23 protein-coding genes are annotated in these 18,476 nt (G+C 55.7%); 20 read left to right on the plus strand and 3 right to left on the minus strand.

Features of this window, described 5'->3' with window-relative positions; all coding sequences use genetic code 11:
* Position 1 precedes the first annotated feature (1 nt).
* Together lptE and holA are read left to right on the plus strand one after the other, a co-directional pair.
* Positions 2 to 517 (plus strand): LPS assembly lipoprotein LptE, encoded by a 516-nt coding sequence (gene lptE / locus GFER_RS01110; RefSeq protein WP_052445832.1) that lies wholly within the window; start codon positions 2 to 4, stop codon positions 515 to 517.
* 12 nt (positions 518 to 529) lie between these two features.
* Complete coding sequence (gene holA / locus GFER_RS01115; RefSeq protein ID WP_040095307.1) at positions 530 to 1,534, plus strand: DNA polymerase III subunit delta; 1,005 nt, start codon at positions 530 to 532, stop codon at positions 1,532 to 1,534.
* Between the two features lie 200 nt (positions 1,535 to 1,734).
* On the opposite strand, the gene rpsT is transcribed toward holA, so the two are convergent.
* On the minus strand, positions 1,735 to 1,998 hold the full coding sequence (rpsT, locus tag GFER_RS01120; protein ID WP_040095309.1) for a 30S ribosomal protein S20: 264 nt from the start codon (positions 1,996 to 1,998) through the stop codon (positions 1,735 to 1,737).
* A 206-nt stretch (positions 1,999 to 2,204) separates the two neighbouring features.
* On the opposite strand from rpsT, the gene murJ reads away from it, so the two are divergent.
* Complete coding sequence (gene murJ / locus GFER_RS01125; protein WP_040097124.1) at positions 2,205 to 3,794, plus strand: murein biosynthesis integral membrane protein MurJ; 1,590 nt, start codon at positions 2,205 to 2,207, stop codon at positions 3,792 to 3,794.
* A complete protein-coding gene (locus tag GFER_RS01130; protein WP_052445833.1) occupies positions 3,784 to 4,332 on the plus strand; it encodes a methylated-DNA--[protein]-cysteine S-methyltransferase in 549 nt (182 codons plus the stop codon). Before murJ ends, GFER_RS01130 begins: the two co-directional genes overlap by 11 nt.
* Here GFER_RS01130 and GFER_RS01135 read toward each other — a convergent pair.
* On the minus strand, positions 4,326 to 4,718 hold the full coding sequence (locus GFER_RS01135) for an FxsA family protein (protein ID WP_040095311.1): 393 nt from the start codon (positions 4,716 to 4,718) through the stop codon (positions 4,326 to 4,328). The two genes, GFER_RS01130 and GFER_RS01135, sit on opposite strands and share 7 nt — an antisense overlap.
* A 219-nt stretch (positions 4,719 to 4,937) precedes the next feature.
* Complete coding sequence (mazG, locus tag GFER_RS17365; RefSeq protein WP_052445834.1) at positions 4,938 to 5,642, minus strand: nucleoside triphosphate pyrophosphohydrolase; 705 nt, start codon at positions 5,640 to 5,642, stop codon at positions 4,938 to 4,940.
* Positions 5,643 to 5,901: 259 nt separating this feature from the next.
* On the opposite strand from mazG, the gene GFER_RS01145 reads away from it, so the two are divergent.
* From GFER_RS01145 to ribH, 16 genes are all read left to right on the plus strand, one after another.
* Entirely contained in the window at positions 5,902 to 6,447 is a 546-nt protein-coding gene (locus tag GFER_RS01145) for a YceD family protein (RefSeq protein ID WP_040095313.1), read from the plus strand.
* 71 nt (positions 6,448 to 6,518) lie between these two features.
* Complete coding sequence (rpmF, locus tag GFER_RS01150; protein ID WP_040095315.1) at positions 6,519 to 6,701, plus strand: 50S ribosomal protein L32; 183 nt, start codon at positions 6,519 to 6,521, stop codon at positions 6,699 to 6,701.
* A gap of 12 nt (positions 6,702 to 6,713) precedes the next feature.
* Positions 6,714 to 7,775 carry a phosphate acyltransferase PlsX gene (plsX, locus tag GFER_RS01155; RefSeq protein WP_268746189.1) on the plus strand — a complete coding sequence of 354 codons (1,062 nt, stop codon included), beginning with the start codon at positions 6,714 to 6,716 and terminating at the stop codon, positions 7,773 to 7,775.
* Between the two features lie 23 nt (positions 7,776 to 7,798).
* Positions 7,799 to 8,779, plus strand: a complete 981-nt coding sequence (locus GFER_RS01160; RefSeq protein ID WP_040095317.1) for a beta-ketoacyl-ACP synthase III — start codon at positions 7,799 to 7,801, stop codon at positions 8,777 to 8,779.
* 37 nt (positions 8,780 to 8,816) lie between these two features.
* Positions 8,817 to 9,731 carry an ACP S-malonyltransferase gene (gene fabD, locus GFER_RS01165; RefSeq protein WP_040095319.1) on the plus strand — a complete coding sequence of 305 codons (915 nt, stop codon included), beginning with the start codon at positions 8,817 to 8,819 and terminating at the stop codon, positions 9,729 to 9,731.
* Between the two features lie 9 nt (positions 9,732 to 9,740).
* Positions 9,741 to 10,478: a 3-oxoacyl-[acyl-carrier-protein] reductase gene (gene fabG / locus GFER_RS01170; protein ID WP_040095321.1), complete on the plus strand. Its 738-nt coding sequence runs from the start codon at positions 9,741 to 9,743 to the stop codon at positions 10,476 to 10,478.
* 59 nt (positions 10,479 to 10,537) lie between these two features.
* Positions 10,538 to 10,771: an acyl carrier protein gene (gene acpP / locus GFER_RS01175; RefSeq protein ID WP_040095323.1), complete on the plus strand. Its 234-nt coding sequence runs from the start codon at positions 10,538 to 10,540 to the stop codon at positions 10,769 to 10,771.
* A 127-nt stretch (positions 10,772 to 10,898) separates the two neighbouring features.
* Complete coding sequence (gene fabF, locus GFER_RS01180; protein WP_040095325.1) at positions 10,899 to 12,131, plus strand: beta-ketoacyl-ACP synthase II; 1,233 nt, start codon at positions 10,899 to 10,901, stop codon at positions 12,129 to 12,131.
* A gap of 17 nt (positions 12,132 to 12,148) precedes the next feature.
* Entirely contained in the window at positions 12,149 to 12,604 is a 456-nt protein-coding gene (gene rpiB / locus GFER_RS01185) for a ribose 5-phosphate isomerase B (RefSeq protein ID WP_040097132.1), read from the plus strand.
* A gap of 90 nt (positions 12,605 to 12,694) precedes the next feature.
* The gene (glyA, locus tag GFER_RS01190) at positions 12,695 to 13,945 is read left to right on the plus strand and encodes a serine hydroxymethyltransferase (protein WP_040095327.1); all 1,251 of its coding nucleotides are present in this window, start codon (positions 12,695 to 12,697) and stop codon (positions 13,943 to 13,945) included.
* 11 nt (positions 13,946 to 13,956) lie between these two features.
* The gene (locus GFER_RS01195; RefSeq protein ID WP_040095330.1) at positions 13,957 to 14,436 is read left to right on the plus strand and encodes a deoxycytidylate deaminase; all 480 of its coding nucleotides are present in this window, start codon (positions 13,957 to 13,959) and stop codon (positions 14,434 to 14,436) included.
* The gene (nrdR, locus tag GFER_RS01200) at positions 14,433 to 14,894 is read left to right on the plus strand and encodes a transcriptional regulator NrdR (protein WP_040095333.1); all 462 of its coding nucleotides are present in this window, start codon (positions 14,433 to 14,435) and stop codon (positions 14,892 to 14,894) included. The genes GFER_RS01195 and nrdR overlap by 4 nt, the downstream gene beginning before the upstream one ends.
* A gap of 84 nt (positions 14,895 to 14,978) precedes the next feature.
* Positions 14,979 to 16,091, plus strand: coding sequence for a bifunctional diaminohydroxyphosphoribosylaminopyrimidine deaminase/5-amino-6-(5-phosphoribosylamino)uracil reductase RibD (gene ribD, locus GFER_RS01205; protein ID WP_040095335.1), 1,113 nt, complete (start codon positions 14,979 to 14,981; stop codon positions 16,089 to 16,091).
* A complete protein-coding gene (locus GFER_RS01210; RefSeq protein WP_040095337.1) occupies positions 16,072 to 16,722 on the plus strand; it encodes a riboflavin synthase in 651 nt (216 codons plus the stop codon). The genes ribD and GFER_RS01210 overlap by 20 nt, the downstream gene beginning before the upstream one ends.
* Positions 16,723 to 16,757: 35 nt before the next feature.
* Positions 16,758 to 17,963: a bifunctional 3,4-dihydroxy-2-butanone-4-phosphate synthase/GTP cyclohydrolase II gene (locus GFER_RS01215; protein WP_040095340.1), complete on the plus strand. Its 1,206-nt coding sequence runs from the start codon at positions 16,758 to 16,760 to the stop codon at positions 17,961 to 17,963.
* A gap of 28 nt (positions 17,964 to 17,991) precedes the next feature.
* A complete protein-coding gene (gene ribH, locus GFER_RS01220; RefSeq protein WP_040095342.1) occupies positions 17,992 to 18,456 on the plus strand; it encodes a 6,7-dimethyl-8-ribityllumazine synthase in 465 nt (154 codons plus the stop codon).
* The last annotated feature ends 20 nt before the right edge of the window (positions 18,457 to 18,476 follow it).

Raw genomic sequence — 18,476 nt, forward strand, 5'->3', positions numbered from 1 at the left:
GGTGCGGCCTCTGCTCAGTACGGTATTCCTGCTGCTGTTATTGTTTGCAGGCGGCTGTGGTTATCACCCTTTGGGGAGCGGTAATGGCCTGCCCGAGGGCGTCGAGAGTATTTACATCGGAGTGTTCGACAATCGCTCCCTTGAACCTTTTCTTGAAAACCAGATCAGTCGCGATGTCGTTGAGGAGTTTTCCCGCCGCAAAGGATTGCGGGTCGTTGAGGATCCTCGCGCTGCCGATGCCCGTCTCGAAGGAGAGGTTATCACTTTTCATGCCGGAGCTTTGTCGTTCGGACCTGAAGACCGGATCGGCCAATACCGTGCTACCCTGACCATTGCGGCCACTCTGCGCCGATCCGACAGCGGGCTGGTGCTGTGGCGTGGACAGCTTAGTTGGTCGGAAAAATATCCAGTTGTTTCAGATAAAAGTGAGCAGGAAGACAATGAGCAGGCTGCGATTCGGGTCATCAGCCGGCGCCTAGCGGAAAATCTGTTCGTGCGCCTCCATGACAATTTCTGAGGATCTTTTCCGGTGAAGCCTTCTGAGTTCCAACGCGTGCTTGAAAGCGCTCAGGTGCCGAACCTTTTGTTTCTCCACGGTGAGGAGACGTTTCTTCTGGAGCGTGCTTACCACGAGGTGGTGGAGAAAGTTCTTGACGTGCAGGGGCGGGATTTCAACTTTGAGGTTTTCACCGGTCGCGAAACTTCACCTGAAACCATCCTGGACGCCTGCCGTACCCTGCCGGTTTTTGCCGCGCGTCGACTGGTCGTGGTCAAGGATGCTCATCTCCTGACGGCTGTCGACCTAGCGCGCTTTCTTCCCTATCTCAAGGATCCGGTACCGGAAACGGTGCTGCTTTTTATGGGCCGCGGCATTGACGGGCGCCTGTCTTTTTTTCGCGATTTCAAAAAAAAGGGAACCCTGGTTGAGTTTCGGCGCCTCTATGATAATCAGGTGCCGACGTTCATCAAGGAGCAGGTGCGAATAAACGGCAAGAGCTTTACCGAGGATGCCCTGGCATTGTTCTGCCGGCGCATGGGCAGCGATCTGGGTGAGATTCAGGCAGAGTTGAACAAGCTCTGCACCTATGTGGACGAGAGAACTCTGATCGATGTCGAGGATGTGCGGCAGATCATCAGCGATACTCGCGCCGAAAGTGTTTTTGACCTGATCAATGCCATCGGGAGACGTCGTCCCGCCGAAGCTTTGCGTTTGCTGGGTCGGATGCTTGACGATGGCGAGCCGCCTTTGCGGATCTTGACGATGGTGGTCCGGCACTTTCGCCAACTATGGCAGGCCGCCGAACTGCTCAAACTGGGTGCCGAGCGTGGGGAAATGGCGCGACGCATGCGCATCAATCCCTATTTTCTGGATGGATTACTTACCCAGTCCAAACGCTTCAACGCAACGGAATATCGCAAGGCCTTTACCGTCTGTCTGCAGGCCGATCTCGCACTCAAATCGAGTGGTGGCGATCCTGGAGCCTTGATGGAACAGTTGGTTCTTGCGCTGATACAGGAGGGGGAACGACAATAAGAAAATGTAACTGTTCGCCCTGGCCGGGGAGAGCCTTGCGACATCCCTGGCGAAGCTCGTATGTGCTCTTGCCTGGGGGCCGGCGCCATCCGGGCGCCGGAGACCTTCGCCATGGATGCAGCGAGCCCCTGTGCTGAATAGTTACAAAAAAAGGGGCCGTGCGGCCCCTTTTTCAGTCAGCTTCGGTCCGGCAGGCAGAATCAGGCAAGGCTGCCCACAAGTTTCGTCAGGCGCGCAATCTTGCGGCTTGCAGTCGCCTTGTGAATAATGCCTTTGCTCGCAGACTTGTCGATATAAGGGACGGCACGCTCAAGAGCCGCCCGAGCCGAGCCGGCATCGCCCCCGGCAGCCGCTTCGCGAACCTGCTTCACCAGGGTGCGCATGGTGGAGCGAATATGGCGGTTGCGCGCCGCGCGTTTTTCATTTTGCTTGATTCTCTTGAGAGCTGATTTGTGATTAGCCAAAGCTTGTAACCTCCATGGTCGATGGGTATTTATTTGGTGTTTTCTTTTGACGAATGATTGTTTATCATCACAATCCTCGCCAGTCAAGTTAAAAAAAATCAATCAAAATTTGTAAGCACCTGAAAAATATTACAAAGCTGTGGCTGGTGTCGGGATTAATAGATTTAAATTGCAGATTTTATAACGCGGGGCCCATGTCGGAAAAAATGTCGGAGAAGAAAATTATTACCCGTGCCACGGGCGTTCTTGGTGGCGCCACTCTGCTGAGTCGCATCAGCGGTCTGGTCCGTGATGTGGTTATCGGCCGCATGTTCGGTGCCGGTTTTGCGACGGACGCCTTTTTCATGGCCTTTACCCTGCCCAATCTGCTCAGGCGCTTTTTTGCCGAGGGTTCCCTGACTGCGGCATTTGTCCCGACCTATTCGGATGTGTATCATCGGCAGGGGCGCGAAGAGGCCATTCGCGTCGGCAATATCTGCTTCACCCTGCTGCTGCTGATCATGGCAGGGGTGACGCTGGTGGGAATTGTCGGCTCGCCTTGGCTGGTGCAGACCATCGGCTACGGGTTCCGTGATATTGAAGGCAAGCTGGCGTTGACGGACATGCTGAACCGCATCATGTTTCCCTATATCTTCTTTGTCAGTCTGCTGGCGCTGCTCACCGGAAGACTCAATGTGCATGGTCACTATTTCGTGCCCGCACTTTCGCCAGTGATGCTCAACCTCGCCATGGTCGCCGGTGCTGCCCTGCTGAGCCCTTTCTTCGATCCCCCCATCAAGGCATTGGCCGTTGGGGTTCTGCTGGGCGGGGTGTTACAGTTACTCATGCAGGGGCCGATTCTCAGGCGTTACGGGATTTTGCCCCGTCTGGATTTCCACTGGCGCCATCCCGCGGTGCGGCGCATTGGAAAGCTGATGTTGCCCGGCGTCATTGGCGTTGCCATCTACCAGATCAATGTGGTTGTCACCCGTATTCTGGCCTCGTTCCTGCCCGAAGGCAGCGTTTCCTATCTCTATTACGGCCAGCGCCTTTTTGAGTTTCCGCAGGGCATTTTTATCCTGTCCCTGGCCCAGGCGGTTCTTCCTTCCATGAGCCGGCAAGCATCGGCCGGGGATGAGGCTGGACTCCGCGAGTCTCTGGACTTTGCCCTGCGTCTGATTGCCGTCGTGACTTTGCCGGCGGCCTTGGGGCTGATGCTGTGCGCCGTTCCCATCTACAGTCTTTTATTTCTCAGCGAGACATTTGACTATGGCGCGGTCAGGCACACCTCTGCGGCTCTGATCGCCTATGCTCCAGGTCTTTTTTTTCTAGGGATTGCCAGAGTTATCGTACCAACCTTTTATGCCATGAAGGACACCCGCACACCCGTAAGGATTTCCTTCTGGACGCTGCTGCTCAACGCGGCTCTCGGATTGCTCCTGATGCAACCTTTGGGACATGTCGGGCTGGCGCTGGCTCTGACTTTGGCTACCTGCGGCAATTGTCTGCTGTTGGTCTGGGCATTGCGGCGCAAACTCGGCGCACTGGGTTTGCGCCGGCTGGCCGGTTGCTGCCTGCGTCTGGTTTTGCCTTTGCTGGCCATGACCGCGGTGGTGGTGCCGTTGCTCAACCTAGCTGACTGGCAGGTCTTGGGGGCGGCGGCTTTTTGGCAGAAATGTCTGGTGCTGCTGTCGGCCATTACCGCGGGCATGCTGGTCTATGTGCTTGGCTGCTTGGGTGCCGGTGTTCAAGAGGTGCGCGAGGGCTGGGCTCTTGTGCGTCGCAAACTGACAAGGAGGTCTGGTCGTGGATCCTAATGCTCAGGGTGAAAAACTTTTTTACCACATATTTTCCACTCCCGTCGGCTGGTTGGGACTGGTCGGTGGGCCACGAGGCCTGGTGGATATTCAGATGCATACCACCCGTGAGGCGGTGTCGGACAGCGTGAATTTGCGCTTTCCCCTGGCGCATGAAGAGTTAAGCGGGGTGCTGGTCGATGCCCGTACTCAGTTGCTGGAATATTTCGCGGGAAAACGCGAGCGCTTCAACCTGCCTCTTGATTGGCGAAGGTTAAGTGATTTTCAGCGCCGGGTTTTGCGGCATCTGCAACAGTTGCCTTTTGCCGAATTGACAACCTATGGCGAGATGGCGCGCCAAGTCGGTGCACCGCGCGCGGCGCGGGCGATAGGCGCGGTTATGGCCGTCAACCCCTTTGTTATTGTGGTGCCCTGCCACCGCGTGCTCGGTCGTGGCGGCAGGATGACGGGTTATTCAGGTGGTGCAGGAATCGCCAGCAAGCAATGGTTGCTCGATTTTGAGCGCCGCTCTCTTCGGAATGACGGCGATAATCAGTAACGCCCCAGTGTGATATTGCCCCGTTCGATCTGGGCTTGCAGCCACCGGCGCAGAGCACGCTTGAGCGAGTCGCGGGTCAGGGGAACGAGCAGGGCAAACCCGACAAGATCAGTGCAGAAACCCGGTGTCAGGAGCAATAGTCCGCCGCTCAGGACCAGGGCCCCGTCCAGCAAGGACTCTGCCGGCAGATGGCCTTGGGCAGTGTCACGCTGGATGCGGCGCACAATATCAAAACCTTGCGTTCTGGCCAGGTAGGCGCCCGCGATTCCGGTCAGGATAATCAGGGCGACGGTCGACCCGGCCCCAATTTGTCCTCCGACTTTGAGAATCACATAAATCTCCAGAACCGGAATTAAAGTGAAAAGTAACAGCAATCTTATGAACATCCTCTACCTCTATGCGTATGTTGAATCTGTTAGAACCTCATGAGATGGGACGGTCTCATTTGAAAAAATATCCCAACCATGTAAGTGGCCGAAATTTAACGGGAAGAATTTGTGTCTAAAAAACAGCCAGAGAGGCGAACAGCCAGTGCGGCTCTCTGGCTCGCTGGGTTTTCAACGGCTGAATCCACAGGCTATCCACGAAAAATGTGGAAAAGTTCCTTAACTGGCTTGGCTGCCGTCTGTTTTTCCACCCTTGCCCTTGGCGTCGCAACCCTCCTCAATGCAATTCAGATAACGCCGCAGAGCCTGCTCGCTGTCTATGCTCCAGTATTGACCCAAAGCCACCAGATAGCTGTAGGCTTGACCGAGGCTGAGTTCGCGATTCTTGGGGGACTGATTCTCCAGGCGGGCGAGGCAGTTGAGGATCTGCGCGTGCAGTATTGAGTGTTCGCCGGGACCTGGGGGTGGCAAAACCTTGTGTGCGCGCGCCAATGCCGGCAGATTGCGTGGAGCGGTTTTTCGCGGAGCGGTGTCACCACGCTCCCTTTTTTCTTCACTTTTTATCTGCTCCCACTGACGGTTGAGTTCTTTAAGGTCAGAGCATTCGCCGTCAGCGAAAACATGGGGGTGGCGCCGGATTAGTTTATCGGTGATGCCGCGGGCAACCTCCTCAACGGTGAATAGGCCTTGCTCGGCAAAAATCTGTGCGAGAAAAACAACCTGTAACAGCAGATCGCCCAACTCTTCGCAGATTGCGGAAGGATCATTCAGATCCACGGCCTCCAAGACCTCGTAGGTTTCCTCCAGCAGGTAAGGTTTAAGGCTCTGGGTCGTTTGTTCGCGATCCCAGGGGCAGCCGTTTGGAGCCCGCAGACGCTGCATGATTTCCACCAGATCGAGAAACGCGGTTGGATTTTTTTTCAAAATTCTATCCTTTTTATGCATGCTCCCCAATTTGTGTGGGTAAAAGAAGCTTTGTTTCTAAACCATGTGGGCGAAAAAATGCAAGGATCGGATGGTTTTGATCTCCAGGGAAGATGAGGAATTATCCCTTGCAAATAAGGTCGTAATGGGCTAATAGATGACGTCTTGTGCCCCCCGGACAAGCGCCCGGATTTATTTCTTGACAAAAAAGGGGTGCTCCTTATACTAACCGTTTTCAACTTATACGGATGCTAAACCTTTGCGTGTCAGCGTTGAAAAAATCAAGGAAAATGAGGTTGTTCTCGATATCGAGGAATCCGCCGAGAGTTTCCCCGCCTTAGAAGACTTGATTCAGCGCGAGGAATGCCGATTCGCAGGACCTGTTGCGGGCCGCGTGAGAGCTTTTTTCGCTAATAGTATTATTGAAGTCGAAGGCCGGGTCGAGACGCGCGTTCTTCTGCCTTGCAGCCGGTGTCTCAAAGAGCTTGAAATGCCATTGGTTGCCGATCTTACAGCGACTTTTGTCGGTGATTTGCCTCAGATTGAGGGTGGCGAGGATGACGAGGTCGAGTTGACGGCAGAAGATATGGGCATGATTCCCATTGAGGGCGATGAGATCGATCTGCGGGAGATTGTTCAGGAGCAATTGGTGATGGAGTTGCCCTTGCGTCCACTTTGCTCCAGTCGTTGCAAGGGCATTTGTCCTCACTGCGGCGCAAATCTCAATGCGGGGGATTGCGGTTGTCGCCCGCCGGTCTTCAATAACAAGTTCGCGGCACTTAAAGACTTCAAGGCCGAGAAGTAAGTAGTGGACGGAGCGGCCCATCTTGTGGTCATCCGATTTTTGAACGATAAGTTGTCAGGAGATAGATACCCATGGCTGTACCTAAAAAGAAAACTTCCAAATCCAAAAGAGATATGCGCCGTGCCCATGACGCTCTGAGCGCGCCCGGGCTTTCGGTGTGTCCCCAGTGCAAGGAGCCTAAGCAGCCTCATCGTGTCTGCCCCAGTTGCGGCACCTATAAAGGCCGGGAAATTCTTCCTGCCGAAGAACTTTAAGAGGGCCGTTGGTTGAAAGAGCGTGTAGTCGTTGCAGTCGATGCCATGGGGGGGGATCATGCGCCCGCCGTGGAAATCGAAGCAGCCATTCAGGCCGCGAGGCGCTGGGACATCGCGATCGCTTTGGTCGGTGATCAAGAGCGCATCAACGACGAGTTGAATAAGCATAATGTCGCCGGGCTTGACCTGCGCGTCCGGCATGCCAGCCAGGTTGTGGGCATGCAGGATTCGGCCTCGGACGCGGTGCGCAAAAAAAAGGACTCTTCGATTCGCGTCGCCTTCAATATGGTCAAGGAAGGCGACGCTCACGCCGTTGTCAGTGCCGGAAACTCTGGTGCCACCATGGCTGCCGGGATGTTTGTTCTCAAGCGTGTGCGAGGAATTGATCGGCCTGCCATCGCCACCATCATGCCGAATCTGCGCGACCAGACCCTGGTTTTGGATGTCGGGGGCAATGTCGACTGCAAACCACTTCACCTGGCGCAGTTTGCCGCGATGGGCGACGTTTATGCGCGACACATTCTTGGCAAGAAAAATCCAAGGGTGGGACTGCTGTCCAATGGCGAAGAGGAGAAGAAGGGTACCGAGTTGACGCGAGAAACTCACGGTATTCTCAAATCCTCCCATTTCAATTATGTCGGCTATGTCGAAGGGCGCGATATTTTCAACGGCACCGTCGATGTCGTGGTCTGCGATGGATTCGTGGGCAACGTGGTTCTTAAGGTGTCCGAAGGGGTCGCCGATGCCATGACCACCATGCTGCGCCGTGAATTCGATGGACGACTGCTGGCCAAGCTAGGCTTTCTTTTGGCAAAGCCCGCCTTTCGCGCATTTAAGAAAAAGATTGATTACGCTGAATACGGCGGGGCTCCTCTTCTCGGGATCGAAGGGGTCGGCATGATTTGTCACGGGGGCTCCAGCGCCCAGGCGATCATGAACGCTATCCGCATGGCCCGTGATTATTCGGCCATGGACGTCAATCGGAAACTTACCGCCTATCTGGAGAAAATCGGTGAACCACCGGCTGGCGAAGGGAACGCTTCAGAGGTTGCTGGTGGCAATAGCGCCGGATAACGGATGACAGGGAGATTCTTCGCGTGAAAAAAGCTCGGATTGTCGGCACGGGTTGCTATGCTCCAGAGGCTGTTCTTACCAACCGCGACATCGAAAAAAAAGTCGATACTAACGACGAGTGGATCGTCAGCCGTACCGGGATTCGCGAACGGCGTATTGCCGCCGAGGGGGAGTGTACCTCGGATCTCGCTGCTCATGCCGCGCGGCGTGCCATGGAAATGGCCGGCGTGTCCGCGCAAGAAATCGATCTGATCGTCGTCGGCACCATTACGGGCGATTTCCCCTGGCCCGCCACAGCTTGCCTGGTTCAGGAAAAAATCGGTGCTAAGCGTGCCTTTGCCTTTGATGTGTCCGCAGCCTGTAGTGGTTTTGTTTATGCCCTGGATGCGGCGGTAAAGCAGATCCAGTGTGGTGGCGTTAAAAAGGCGCTTGTCATCGGCGCTGAAATCCTCAGCCGTATCGTTGACTGGGAGGACCGCAATACTTGTGTGCTCTTCGGCGATGGCGCCGGTGCGGTGGTGCTTTCGGCCGAGGAGGGTGAGCATGGAGTTCTCTCTACCCATCTGCATTCCGATGGAAGTTATTGGGAGTTGCTCTATCAGGCCGGATTCGGGGCCCGTCATCCAGCCTCTTCCCAGGGGCTTGACCAGCGCTTGCCATTTCTCAAGATGCAGGGCAATGAGGTTTTCAAGGTGGCGGTACGCATGCTCACCGAGGTGGCACACGAAGCCTTGACTCATAACGGTATGGAGTGCAAGGATATCGATCTGTTCATTCCTCACCAGGCTAACCGTCGCATACTTGAGGCGGTCGCCAAGCGCTTGCATTTGCGCGACGAGCAGGTGTATATCAACGTCGATTTTTATGGCAACACTTCCGGCGCCTCTATTCCTATCGCTCTTGACGAGGCGAATCGGGCCGGACGCATCAAGCCGGGCGATATCCTTCTTTTCGATGCATTCGGCGGCGGTTTTACCTGGGCATCCGCCCTGATTCGCTGGTAGCTGTTTTTCCACTTTTATTTAAACGGGACGCAACCCTATGCTTTCCTTTATTTTCCCCGGCCAGGGTTCTCAATATGCCGGCATGGGCAAAGACCTCGCAGAGAATTTCGACGTTGCCCGCCGCACTTTCGAGGAGGCCGATGAAGCTCTGGAATTTCGTCTCTCCGCGCTTTGTTTTGCTGGTCCCGAGGACGATCTCAGGTTGACGGAAAACACCCAGCCGGCCATTCTTGCTGCCAGTGTGGCCGCGCTACGGGTTTTGCAGCAAGAGCGCGACATGGCCCCCGATTTTGTAGCCGGTCACTCTCTGGGGGAGTTTTCAGCACTCGTTAGTGCTGGAGGCATGGATTTTGCCGACGCGCTGCGCACTGTGCGGCGCCGCGGCCGATTCATGCAACAGGCGGTTCCCGTAGGCGAGGGGGCCATGGCGGCCATCATTGGGCTTGACGCAGCCGAGGTCGAATCGGTCTGCCTTGCGGCTGCCGGCCCGGAAATTGTTTCTCCCGCCAACTTCAACAGTCCTGGGCAGGTGGTTATTGCCGGTCATGCCGCCGCCGTGGCGCGCGCCATGGAGTTGGCCAAGCAGAAAGGCGCAAAGCGCGCACTTCCGCTTCCCGTCAGCGCACCTTTTCATTGTGCTCTGATGGCACCGGCCGGCAAGGAGCTTGATGAGGTTCTGTCAGGCCTGAATTTCAAAGCCTTGCGGATTCCTGTGGTTACGAATGTGGAAGCCTGCCCCAACGATCAAAGTGAGCGGATTCGTGAACTGCTTGTCGCCCAGGTGAGTGCTCCGGTTCGCTGGCAGGAGTCGGTTGAGTTTATGGCCGAGCAGGGAGTCAAGCGCTTTATTGAGATTGGTCCCGGCAAGGTGTTGAGCGGACTGGTCAAGCGCATTGCAAAAAATGTGGAAATCGGCAATTTAGAAGACAGTGCCGGGCTGCAAAAAATTTAGGAGATCGCCTTGTTTAAAGATAAGGTTGTTGTTGTCACCGGGGCTTCACGAGGAATTGGTCGCGAAATCGCCCTGCAATTCGCTGCGGGCGGCGCGAAAGTTGTCGCCAGCGGACGCAATCTTGAGAAATTGCAGGAGCTGGTTGTCGAAATTGAAGCACTCGGTGGCCAGGCCTTGGCCGTTTCCGGTGATATTGCACAAATGGCCGATGTCGACGAACTTTTTAAAAAAGCCGGAGAAACTTTTCAGCGGGTTGATATACTCGTCAACAACGCCGGCATCACCCGGGACGGATTGTTGTTGCGCATGAAGAATGAGGATTGGGACGCTGTGCTCGATACCAACCTCAAAGGGGCGTTCATGTGCACCCGGGCCGCCGCCAAAATCATGAGCAAGCAGAAATTCGGTCGTATCGTCAATATCTCTTCCGTGGTGGGAGAGATGGGCAATCCCGGGCAGGCTAATTATTGCGCCAGCAAAGCGGGATTGATCGGGTTGACCAAATCCGTGGCGCGTGAACTTGCTCGGCGCAATGTAACGGTTAACGCCGTGACGCCGGGTTTTATTCTCACGGACATGACGGAGGAGTTGCCCGAGAAAACCAGGGTGGAACTCAGCGCGATGATTCCCCTGGGTCGCCTGGGGGAAGCCTCCGAAGTCGCTCACGCAGTACTTTTTTTGAGCTCTGACCAGGCCGGGTACATTACCGGCCAGGTTCTTGGCGTCAATGGTGGCATGTATATGTAACACAAACTTTTCGAGCGATCAGCCGATCGACTGGACAAATGACCAAGGAGGTTAAGAAAATGGCTTCTGTTGAAGAACGAGTGAAGCAAATTGTAGCAGAGCAGTTGGGCGTTGATGAGGATCAGGTGACATCCGAAGCTTCCTTTATGGAAGACCTCGGTGCCGACTCCCTCGATACTGTTGAACTGGTCATGGCGCTTGAGGAGGAATTCGATATCGAAATCTCTGACGAAGACGCCGAAAAAATTCAGACCGTGCAGGACGCCATCGATTATATCAGCGAGCATTCCTGACAAAGAGGGGAGGGGTTGCGACTCCTCCCCTTTTCCCGCAAACTCGGATCTTGTTCGTAGAGTGTTGCTTGTCTTTACGACGGAGCCAGCCTCGACATTCAGCTTTTGACGGAGGACTCCCATCACCATGCGCAGAGTCGTTGTCACCGGTATCGGTATTGTCTCCCCGCTTGGAACCGGCATCGAAAAAAACTGGCAGGCACTTGCCGAAGGACGCTCAGGCATCGACCGGATCACCCGATTCGATGCAAGCGAGTTGCCGACGCAGATTGCCGGAGAAGTCCGCGACTTCAACCCGGAAGATTACATTGAGAAAAAAGAGATCAAAAAAATGGATCTCTTCATTCAATATGCCGTGGGTGCCGCCGATATGGCCCTGCGGGATTCGGGACTGGAAATCACCGAGGAAAATGCTGAGCGGGTAGGGGTGGTTGTCGGTGCCGGCCTTGGCGGATTGCCGACGATAGAGAAATATCATCAGGCGATGCTGGAAGGCGGATATCGCAAGATTACGCCCTTTTTCATCCCCATGCTCATCATCAATCTTGCGCCGGGTCACATCTCCATCCGTTTTGGCGCCAAAGGCCCCAACGTTTCGTCGGTTTCCGCGTGTGCGACAGGTACCCATTCCATTGGTGACGCCTATCACATGATCGCACGCGGAGATGCCGACGCTATGTTCGCCGGAGGGTCGGAGTCTACGATTACGCCTCTGGGGATCGCCGGATTCAACGTAATGAAAGCTCTTTCCACGCGCAACGACGATCCCGCAGCCGCCAGCCGCCCCTTCGAAAAGAGTCGCGACGGCTTTGTTATGGCCGAAGGTGCCGGGATCGTTATTCTCGAAGAACTCGAGAGCGCACAACGTCGCGGAGCCAAAATTTATGCCGAGGTCTGCGGTTATGGTCTTACGGGTGACGCTTATCACCTGACCGCCCCCGCGCCTGGGGGTGAGGGCGCCGCGCGCTGCATGCGCATGGCCATGCGTGGAGCCGGGGTCAACCCCGATCAAGTCGATTACATTAATGCCCACGGAACCTCGACGCCCTTCAATGATCTCTACGAGACCCTCGCCATCAAGGCTGTACTCGGAGACCATGCGGCTAAAACCGCGGTCAGTTCCACCAAAAGCATGACAGGCCACGCTTTGGGCGCCGCGGGGGGGGTAGAGGCTGTTTTTACCCTGCTCGCCATGGAGCGTGGTTTCATTCCTCCCACTATTAATTATGATGAGCCGGACCCTGAATGTGATCTCGACTACGTGCCCAACCAGGCGCGGGAAGCCGATGTTCGCGTGGCGATGAGTAATTCCTTCGGCTTTGGCGGCACCAACGCCACCCTGTTGTTCAAGAAAATTTAAGGTTTAATATGTCTGAAGTGATCGTCATAGGCAGTGATCATGGTGGTCTGGCTCTCAAGGAGGCAGTCATCGGCTTTCTTGAGATGCAGGGATTCAAGGTCGACGACGTCGGCACCAGCAATCAGGAATCCGTCGATTATCCTGATTTTGGCGAAAAGGTGGCGCGCCTGGTCTCCCGTGGAGAGGTTTCGCGTGGGATCTTGATCTGCGGTACAGGGATCGGCATGTCCATCGTCGCCAACAAATTTCCAGGTGTTCGCGCCGCCTTGGCCACCGACGAGTTTATGGCGCGCATGGCTAAGGAACACAACAACGCCAACATTGTTGTCCTTGGCGGGCGGGTGATCACGCCTGAGTCGGCGCAGCGCATGGTGGCCGCTTGGCTTGAAGCTGCTTATGAGGGCGGACGCCATCAGCAGCGCCTCGATAAAATTACCCGCATAGAGCAAGAGGTCGCGGGCCTGGGATCCTGACAATAAACATACAGTCCGGTTGACACGGGCAGGCAAACGCCTGCCCGTTCGTGTTGAAGACCGAATACTCATTGAGCGGAGATTGGATTCATGTCACAGAAGCTTGCCCAGTTTGATCCTGAAATCGCCCAGACTATTGAAGAGGAAACCCTTCGCCAGGAATCCAGTCTGGAGTTGATTGCCTCGGAAAATTTTGTCAGCGAAGAGGTTCTGGAGGCCCAAGGCTCGGTATTGACCAATAAGTACGCCGAAGGTTATCCCGGAAAGCGCTACTACGGCGGGTGCGAATTTGTCGATAAAGCCGAGCAGCTCGCCATTGATCGCGCTTGCGCTTTGTTCGGTGCTGAGCACGCCAACGTGCAGCCCCACTCTGGTTCCCAGGCCAATATGGCGGTTTATTTCGCCGTCTGCCAACCCGGCGATACCATTCTCGGCATGAACCTCGCCCATGGCGGCCATCTCACTCATGGGTCTCCGGTTAATTTTTCCGGAAAATTGTTCAATGTGGTCCCCTACGGCGTGCGCGCCGAAACCGGTCTCATCGATTATGACGAGGTTGCCCAACTGGCGCGGGAACACCGTCCCAAACTGCTGGTGGTCGGCGCCAGCGCTTATCCGCGCACTATCGATTTCGCCGCTTTTCGTCGCATCGCCGACGAAATTGGCGTGCCGATCATGGTTGACATGGCGCATATTGCCGGGCTCGTTGCCGCGGGTGAGCACCCCAGTCCGGTGCCCTACGCGGAATTTGTCACCACCACGACCCACAAGACGCTGCGTGGACCGCGCGGTGGCATGATTCTGTGTCGCGAAGAGTTTGCAAAGAAGCTCAACAGCAACATTTTCCCCGGGATTCAAGGCGGTCCTTTGATGCACGTCATCGCCGCTAAAGCCGTCGCCCTGAAAGAGGCCCAGTCTGCCGAATTCAAAACCTATGCGGGTCAGGTCGTGAAAAACGCCAAGGCGCTTGCCCAGGCGCTGCTTGAGCGCGGCTTTAAACTCGTTTCCGGAGGAACCGACAACCATCTCATGCTGGTTGACTTTTCCGGGACGGAGTTGACCGGCAAGGTGGCTGAAGAGACTTTGGAGAAGGCCGGCATCACGGTTAATAAAAACGCGGTTCCTTTTGATACTCGCTCGCCTTTTGTGACCAGCGGCATTCGTATCGGTACTCCTGCAACCACGACCCGCGGCCTGCGCGAAGAGCAGATGCAGTACATTGCCGCCTGGATCGGACGTGCTCTTGATAATGTGGGGAACGATGCCGAACTGCAGGCCATCCGCGGTGAAGTCCAGGACCTCTGCCGCCAATTTCCTCTTTATGCCCATCGGCTGAATTGACAGGCTGTCCTATGCCGCAACGCCCCAGTTGGCCGGAATATTTCATGGACATCACCCGCCTGGTGGCCAAGCGTTCAACCTGCTTGCGCCGCCAGGTCGGGGCGGTGATCGTGAAGGACAAGAACATTCTGGCCACCGGTTACAACGGGACGCCGTCAGGCATCACCCACTGCGCTGAGACAGGGTGTTTACGGCAGAAGATGCAGGTTCCCTCGGGCGAACGCCATGAACTCTGTCGCGGCCTGCATGCCGAGCAGAACGCCATCATTCAGGCGGCCAAGCATGGCATCAATATCGCCGGCGGAACCCTTTATTGCACCAATACCCCCTGTATTATCTGCACGAAAATGATTATCAATGCCGGACTGACTCAGGTTGTCTATGCCGATGGTTATCCAGACCGGCTTTCCCTGGATATGCTGGCCGAGGCAGGTGTTGATACACGGGCATTCTCTGAAATTGCGGGCGGCGAAAAGGAGTGCGCGACATGAAATGTCCTTTCTGTGCATTTGTCGACACCAAAGTCATCGATTCCCGTTTGGGCAAAGAGGGCAATAATATTCGTCGACGCCGTGAATGCATTCAGTGCGAGCGTCGTTTTACCACCTACGAGCGGGTGGAAGAAATTCTGCCTCTTGTGATCAAGAAGGATGGGCGGCGCGAACCCTTTGACCGCATGAAAATTTTCGTCGGCATGCAGAAGGCCTGTGAAAAACGTCCTGTCTCCATCGAAACCATTGAAAAGATGGTTGATCAGTTAGAGCGCCAATTGCAGGAAAGTGGAGAAAAGGAGATTGTCGCCAGTCGCATCGGTGAGGCGGTGATGGACGCACTTCATCGTGTCGACGAAGTTGCTTATGTTCGCTTTGCCTCGGTCTACCGGCAATTCAAAGACATCAACGAGTTTATGGACGAACTCAAGGATCTGCTGGCGCGCGGCGAGGTCTGAATTCTCAACCTGATCGCACCCGCGCTGCTTGCGGTTGCTTTCCTACGATGCTTTCCACGGCTGTCAAGGCTGCCTTTTTCTAAAATGTCAAATGTCGACCAATACATGCAGCGTGCTTTGGATCTGGCCCGCAGGGCTGAGGGCCGAACTCGCCCAAATCCCCCGGTGGGAGCATTGGTTGTTTGGCAGGGCCAGGTCATCGGTGAGGGCTTTCATTTGCGCGCCGGGGAGGCCCATGCCGAAATCCATGCCTTGCACCAGGCTGCTGAGCGTACCAATGGCGCCGACCTTTACGTAACCCTGGAACCCTGTTCTCATCAGGGACGCACCGGCCCCTGCGTCGAAGCGGTCATTTCCGCCGGCATCCGTCGTGTCTTTATCGGCTGCCGCGATCCCAATCCTCAGGTTGCCGGGCGCGGTGTGACACGCTTGCAGCAAGCCGGCATTGAGGTCATTGAAGGCGTATTGGAAAACGAATGTCGATGGCTGATCGGCCCTTTCGCCCGCCATATCACCACGGGCTTGCCCCTGGTCATCCTTAAAGCGGCGATTTCCCTTGACGGTCGCACCGCCACGGCCGGCGGCGATTCTCAATGGATCAGCAACGAGGCGAGTCGTGCCCAGGTGCATGAAATCCGCAATCGCGTCGACGCCATCATGGTCGGGGTCGGCACCGTTGAGCGCGACGATCCCAGCCTGACAACGCGACTCGCCGGCCAGGACGGCCGCGATGCAGTCCGGGTGGTGGTCGACAGTTGCTTGCGCTTACCTGAAAACGCTAGACTTCTGCATCTCACCTCCGCCGCGCCGACGGTCATTGCCACAACCAATCAGGCACCTTATGGAAAGATCCGCAGGCTGCGCGATGCGGGTGTTCGTGTTCTGGTTTTGCCCGAGCGCGAGGGTCGCGTTGACCTGCATGCCTTGCTCGCAGCGCTTGGCGGGATGGATCTGCAAAGCATTCTACTCGAAGGCGGCGCAACGCTTAATGGTGAATTCTTGCGCTCCCGGCTTATTGATCGGGTGATGCTGTTCATCGCTCCGCGCCTCATCGGCGGCGACGGTAAAGGGTTGTTTGCCGGCGCCGGAGCGCCTTTGTTGAGCGCGGCGGCGTCAATCACCAACTTGCGGGTAGGCCGCTTCGGCGACGATATCTTCTACGAAGGGCAGGTTAGTTATGTTCACGGGGCTGATTGAAGGGCTGGGCACCTTGCAGGAAGTTCGGCAGGGAAGGGATGGTTGCCGGCTGACCCTGGGCACCTGCCCACCGTTTGCTGATTTCACTCATGGCGAAAGCATTGCCGTCAATGGTGTCTGCCTGACTGTGGAGGCTTTTGGATCTGACTTCTTTCAGGCCGATGTTTCGCCTCAAACTCTGGCATCGTCGACCCTGGGCGAGCTGAGGTGCGGGATCAGGGTCAATCTGGAACGTGCTTTACGTCTCGGTGATCGTCTCGGCGGACACCTGGTGACCGGGCATGTTGATGGGGTCGGAATGATTATCAAACGCGAATCACGCGGCAATTCCGTTCTGTTTACCGTTCAACCCCCGGCGCACTTGCTTCGTTACCTGGTGCCCAAGGGATCAGTAGCTCTTGATGGCATCAGCCTGACAATCAGTGGCCTCACAGAAACCAGCTTCTCTCTGACCATCATTCCCCACAGTTTGGGTCAAACCAATCTCGCAGAACTCAATGTCGGGGCACGGGTTAATCTTGAAACCGACATCCTCGGCAAGTACGTGGAGCGGCTATTAAGTCGCCACGGCGACCAAGAAGGGAGCCGTCGTATCGACCTTGAATTTCTTGCCAGGAACGGGTATCTGTGACATAGTTATCAGCTTTGAGAGAGGATATGTGAGTCATGCCGATTGCCAGAGTTGAAGAAGCACTCAAGGACATTCGCCAGGGGAAAATGGTGATCCTGGTCGATGATGAAGACCGGGAGAATGAAGGTGATTTGGCCATGGCCGCCGAAATGGTCACGCCTGAGGCCATCAATTTCATGGCTCGCGAAGGACGGGGGCTGATCTGTCTCTCACTGACCGAAGAGCGCGCCGATCACCTCGAATTGCCGCTGATGGTGCGTGATAACAGCAGCTCCTTCGGCACCGCCTTTACCGTTTCCATCGAGGCGCGCAAAGGCGTGACCACCGGCATTTCCGCGGCCGACAGGGCGCAAACCATCAAGGTGGCCATCGCCGACGAAAGCACTGCTCTAGATCTGGCGCGGCCCGGTCATGTATTCCCCTTGCGTGCCAAGAAGGGCGGCGTACTGGTACGCGCCGGCCAGACGGAAGGCTCCGTTGATCTGGCGCGCCTGGCCGGTCTCAAGCCTGCCGGCGTTATCTGCGAAGTCATGAACGATGACGGAACCATGGCGCGTATGCCCGATCTGCTCAAGTTTGCCGAGCGTCATGGCCTGAAAATTGTATCCGTTGCGGACTTGGTGGCCTATCGCATGCGCAAAGAACGCTTGGTACGGCTTGCCGCTGAAACAGTTCTGCCGACGCCTTTTGGTGGAGAATTTCGGGCCCTCATCTTTGAGAACGAAGTCGATCAGGCACAACACCTGGCGTTGGTCAAAGGAGAAATTCTTCCCGACTCACCCGTTCTGGTGCGGGTTCATTCCGAATGCCTGACCGGAGATGTCTTCGGTTCTCTGCGCTGCGATTGCGGCGATCAGTTGCACAGCGCCATGGAGCAGATCGCGCGCGCCGGGAACGGAGTGGTCCTCTACATGCGCCAGGAAGGTCGCGGGATTGGCCTGGTCAATAAGATTAAAGCCTATGCTTTGCAGGACGACGGGCACGACACCGTTGAAGCGAACGAAGTTCTCGGTTTTAAAGCTGATTTACGTGATTACGGGATTGGTGCTCAGATTCTGGCAGATCTCGGGATTCGCCAAATTCGCCTGCTGACCAACAATCCGAAGAAAATTATCGGGCTTGAGGGTTATGGCCTGGAGATCGTTGAGCGTGTTGCGATTGAAATTGTCCCAAATCGTTCCAATCTGAAGTACTTACGCACCAAACGGGAAAAAATGGGGCATCTGCTGGAAAATATTTAAAATTGTTTGGGGCAAGGAGAAGGACTCTATGGCGAAAACCATCGAAGGCAAACTGGATGCGACTGGATTGAGATTCGGTCTGATCGTCGGCAGATTCAACAGCTTCATCTCTGAACGGCTGCTGGAAGGGGCACAGGACGCCCTCATACGCCATGGGGCACAGGACGCGGATCTTGAAATCATTCGTGTGCCTGGTGCTTTTGAAATCCCCCTTGTCGCGCAAAAAGCCGCCGGCAGTGGGCGCTATGACGCGCTTATCTGTCTGGGTGCCGTGATTCGCGGATCCACTCCGCATTTTGATTATGTCAGCGCTGAAGTTTCCAAAGGGATCGCCCATGTCAGCCTCGATAGCGGACTGCCGATTTCCTTTGGCGTCCTTACCACGGACAATCTTGAGCAGGCCATCGAGAGGGCCGGCACCAAAGCCGGCAACAAAGGCTTTGAAGCGGCCGTTGGCGCGATAGAAATGGCCAATCTTCTGAAGAATTTTTAAACCTGTTTTTTCGTTGCGGG

Origin of the sequence: Geoalkalibacter ferrihydriticus DSM 17813 (assembly GCF_000820505.1) — a bacterium.
GTDB lineage: Bacteria > Desulfobacterota > Desulfuromonadia > Desulfuromonadales > Geoalkalibacteraceae > Geoalkalibacter > Geoalkalibacter ferrihydriticus.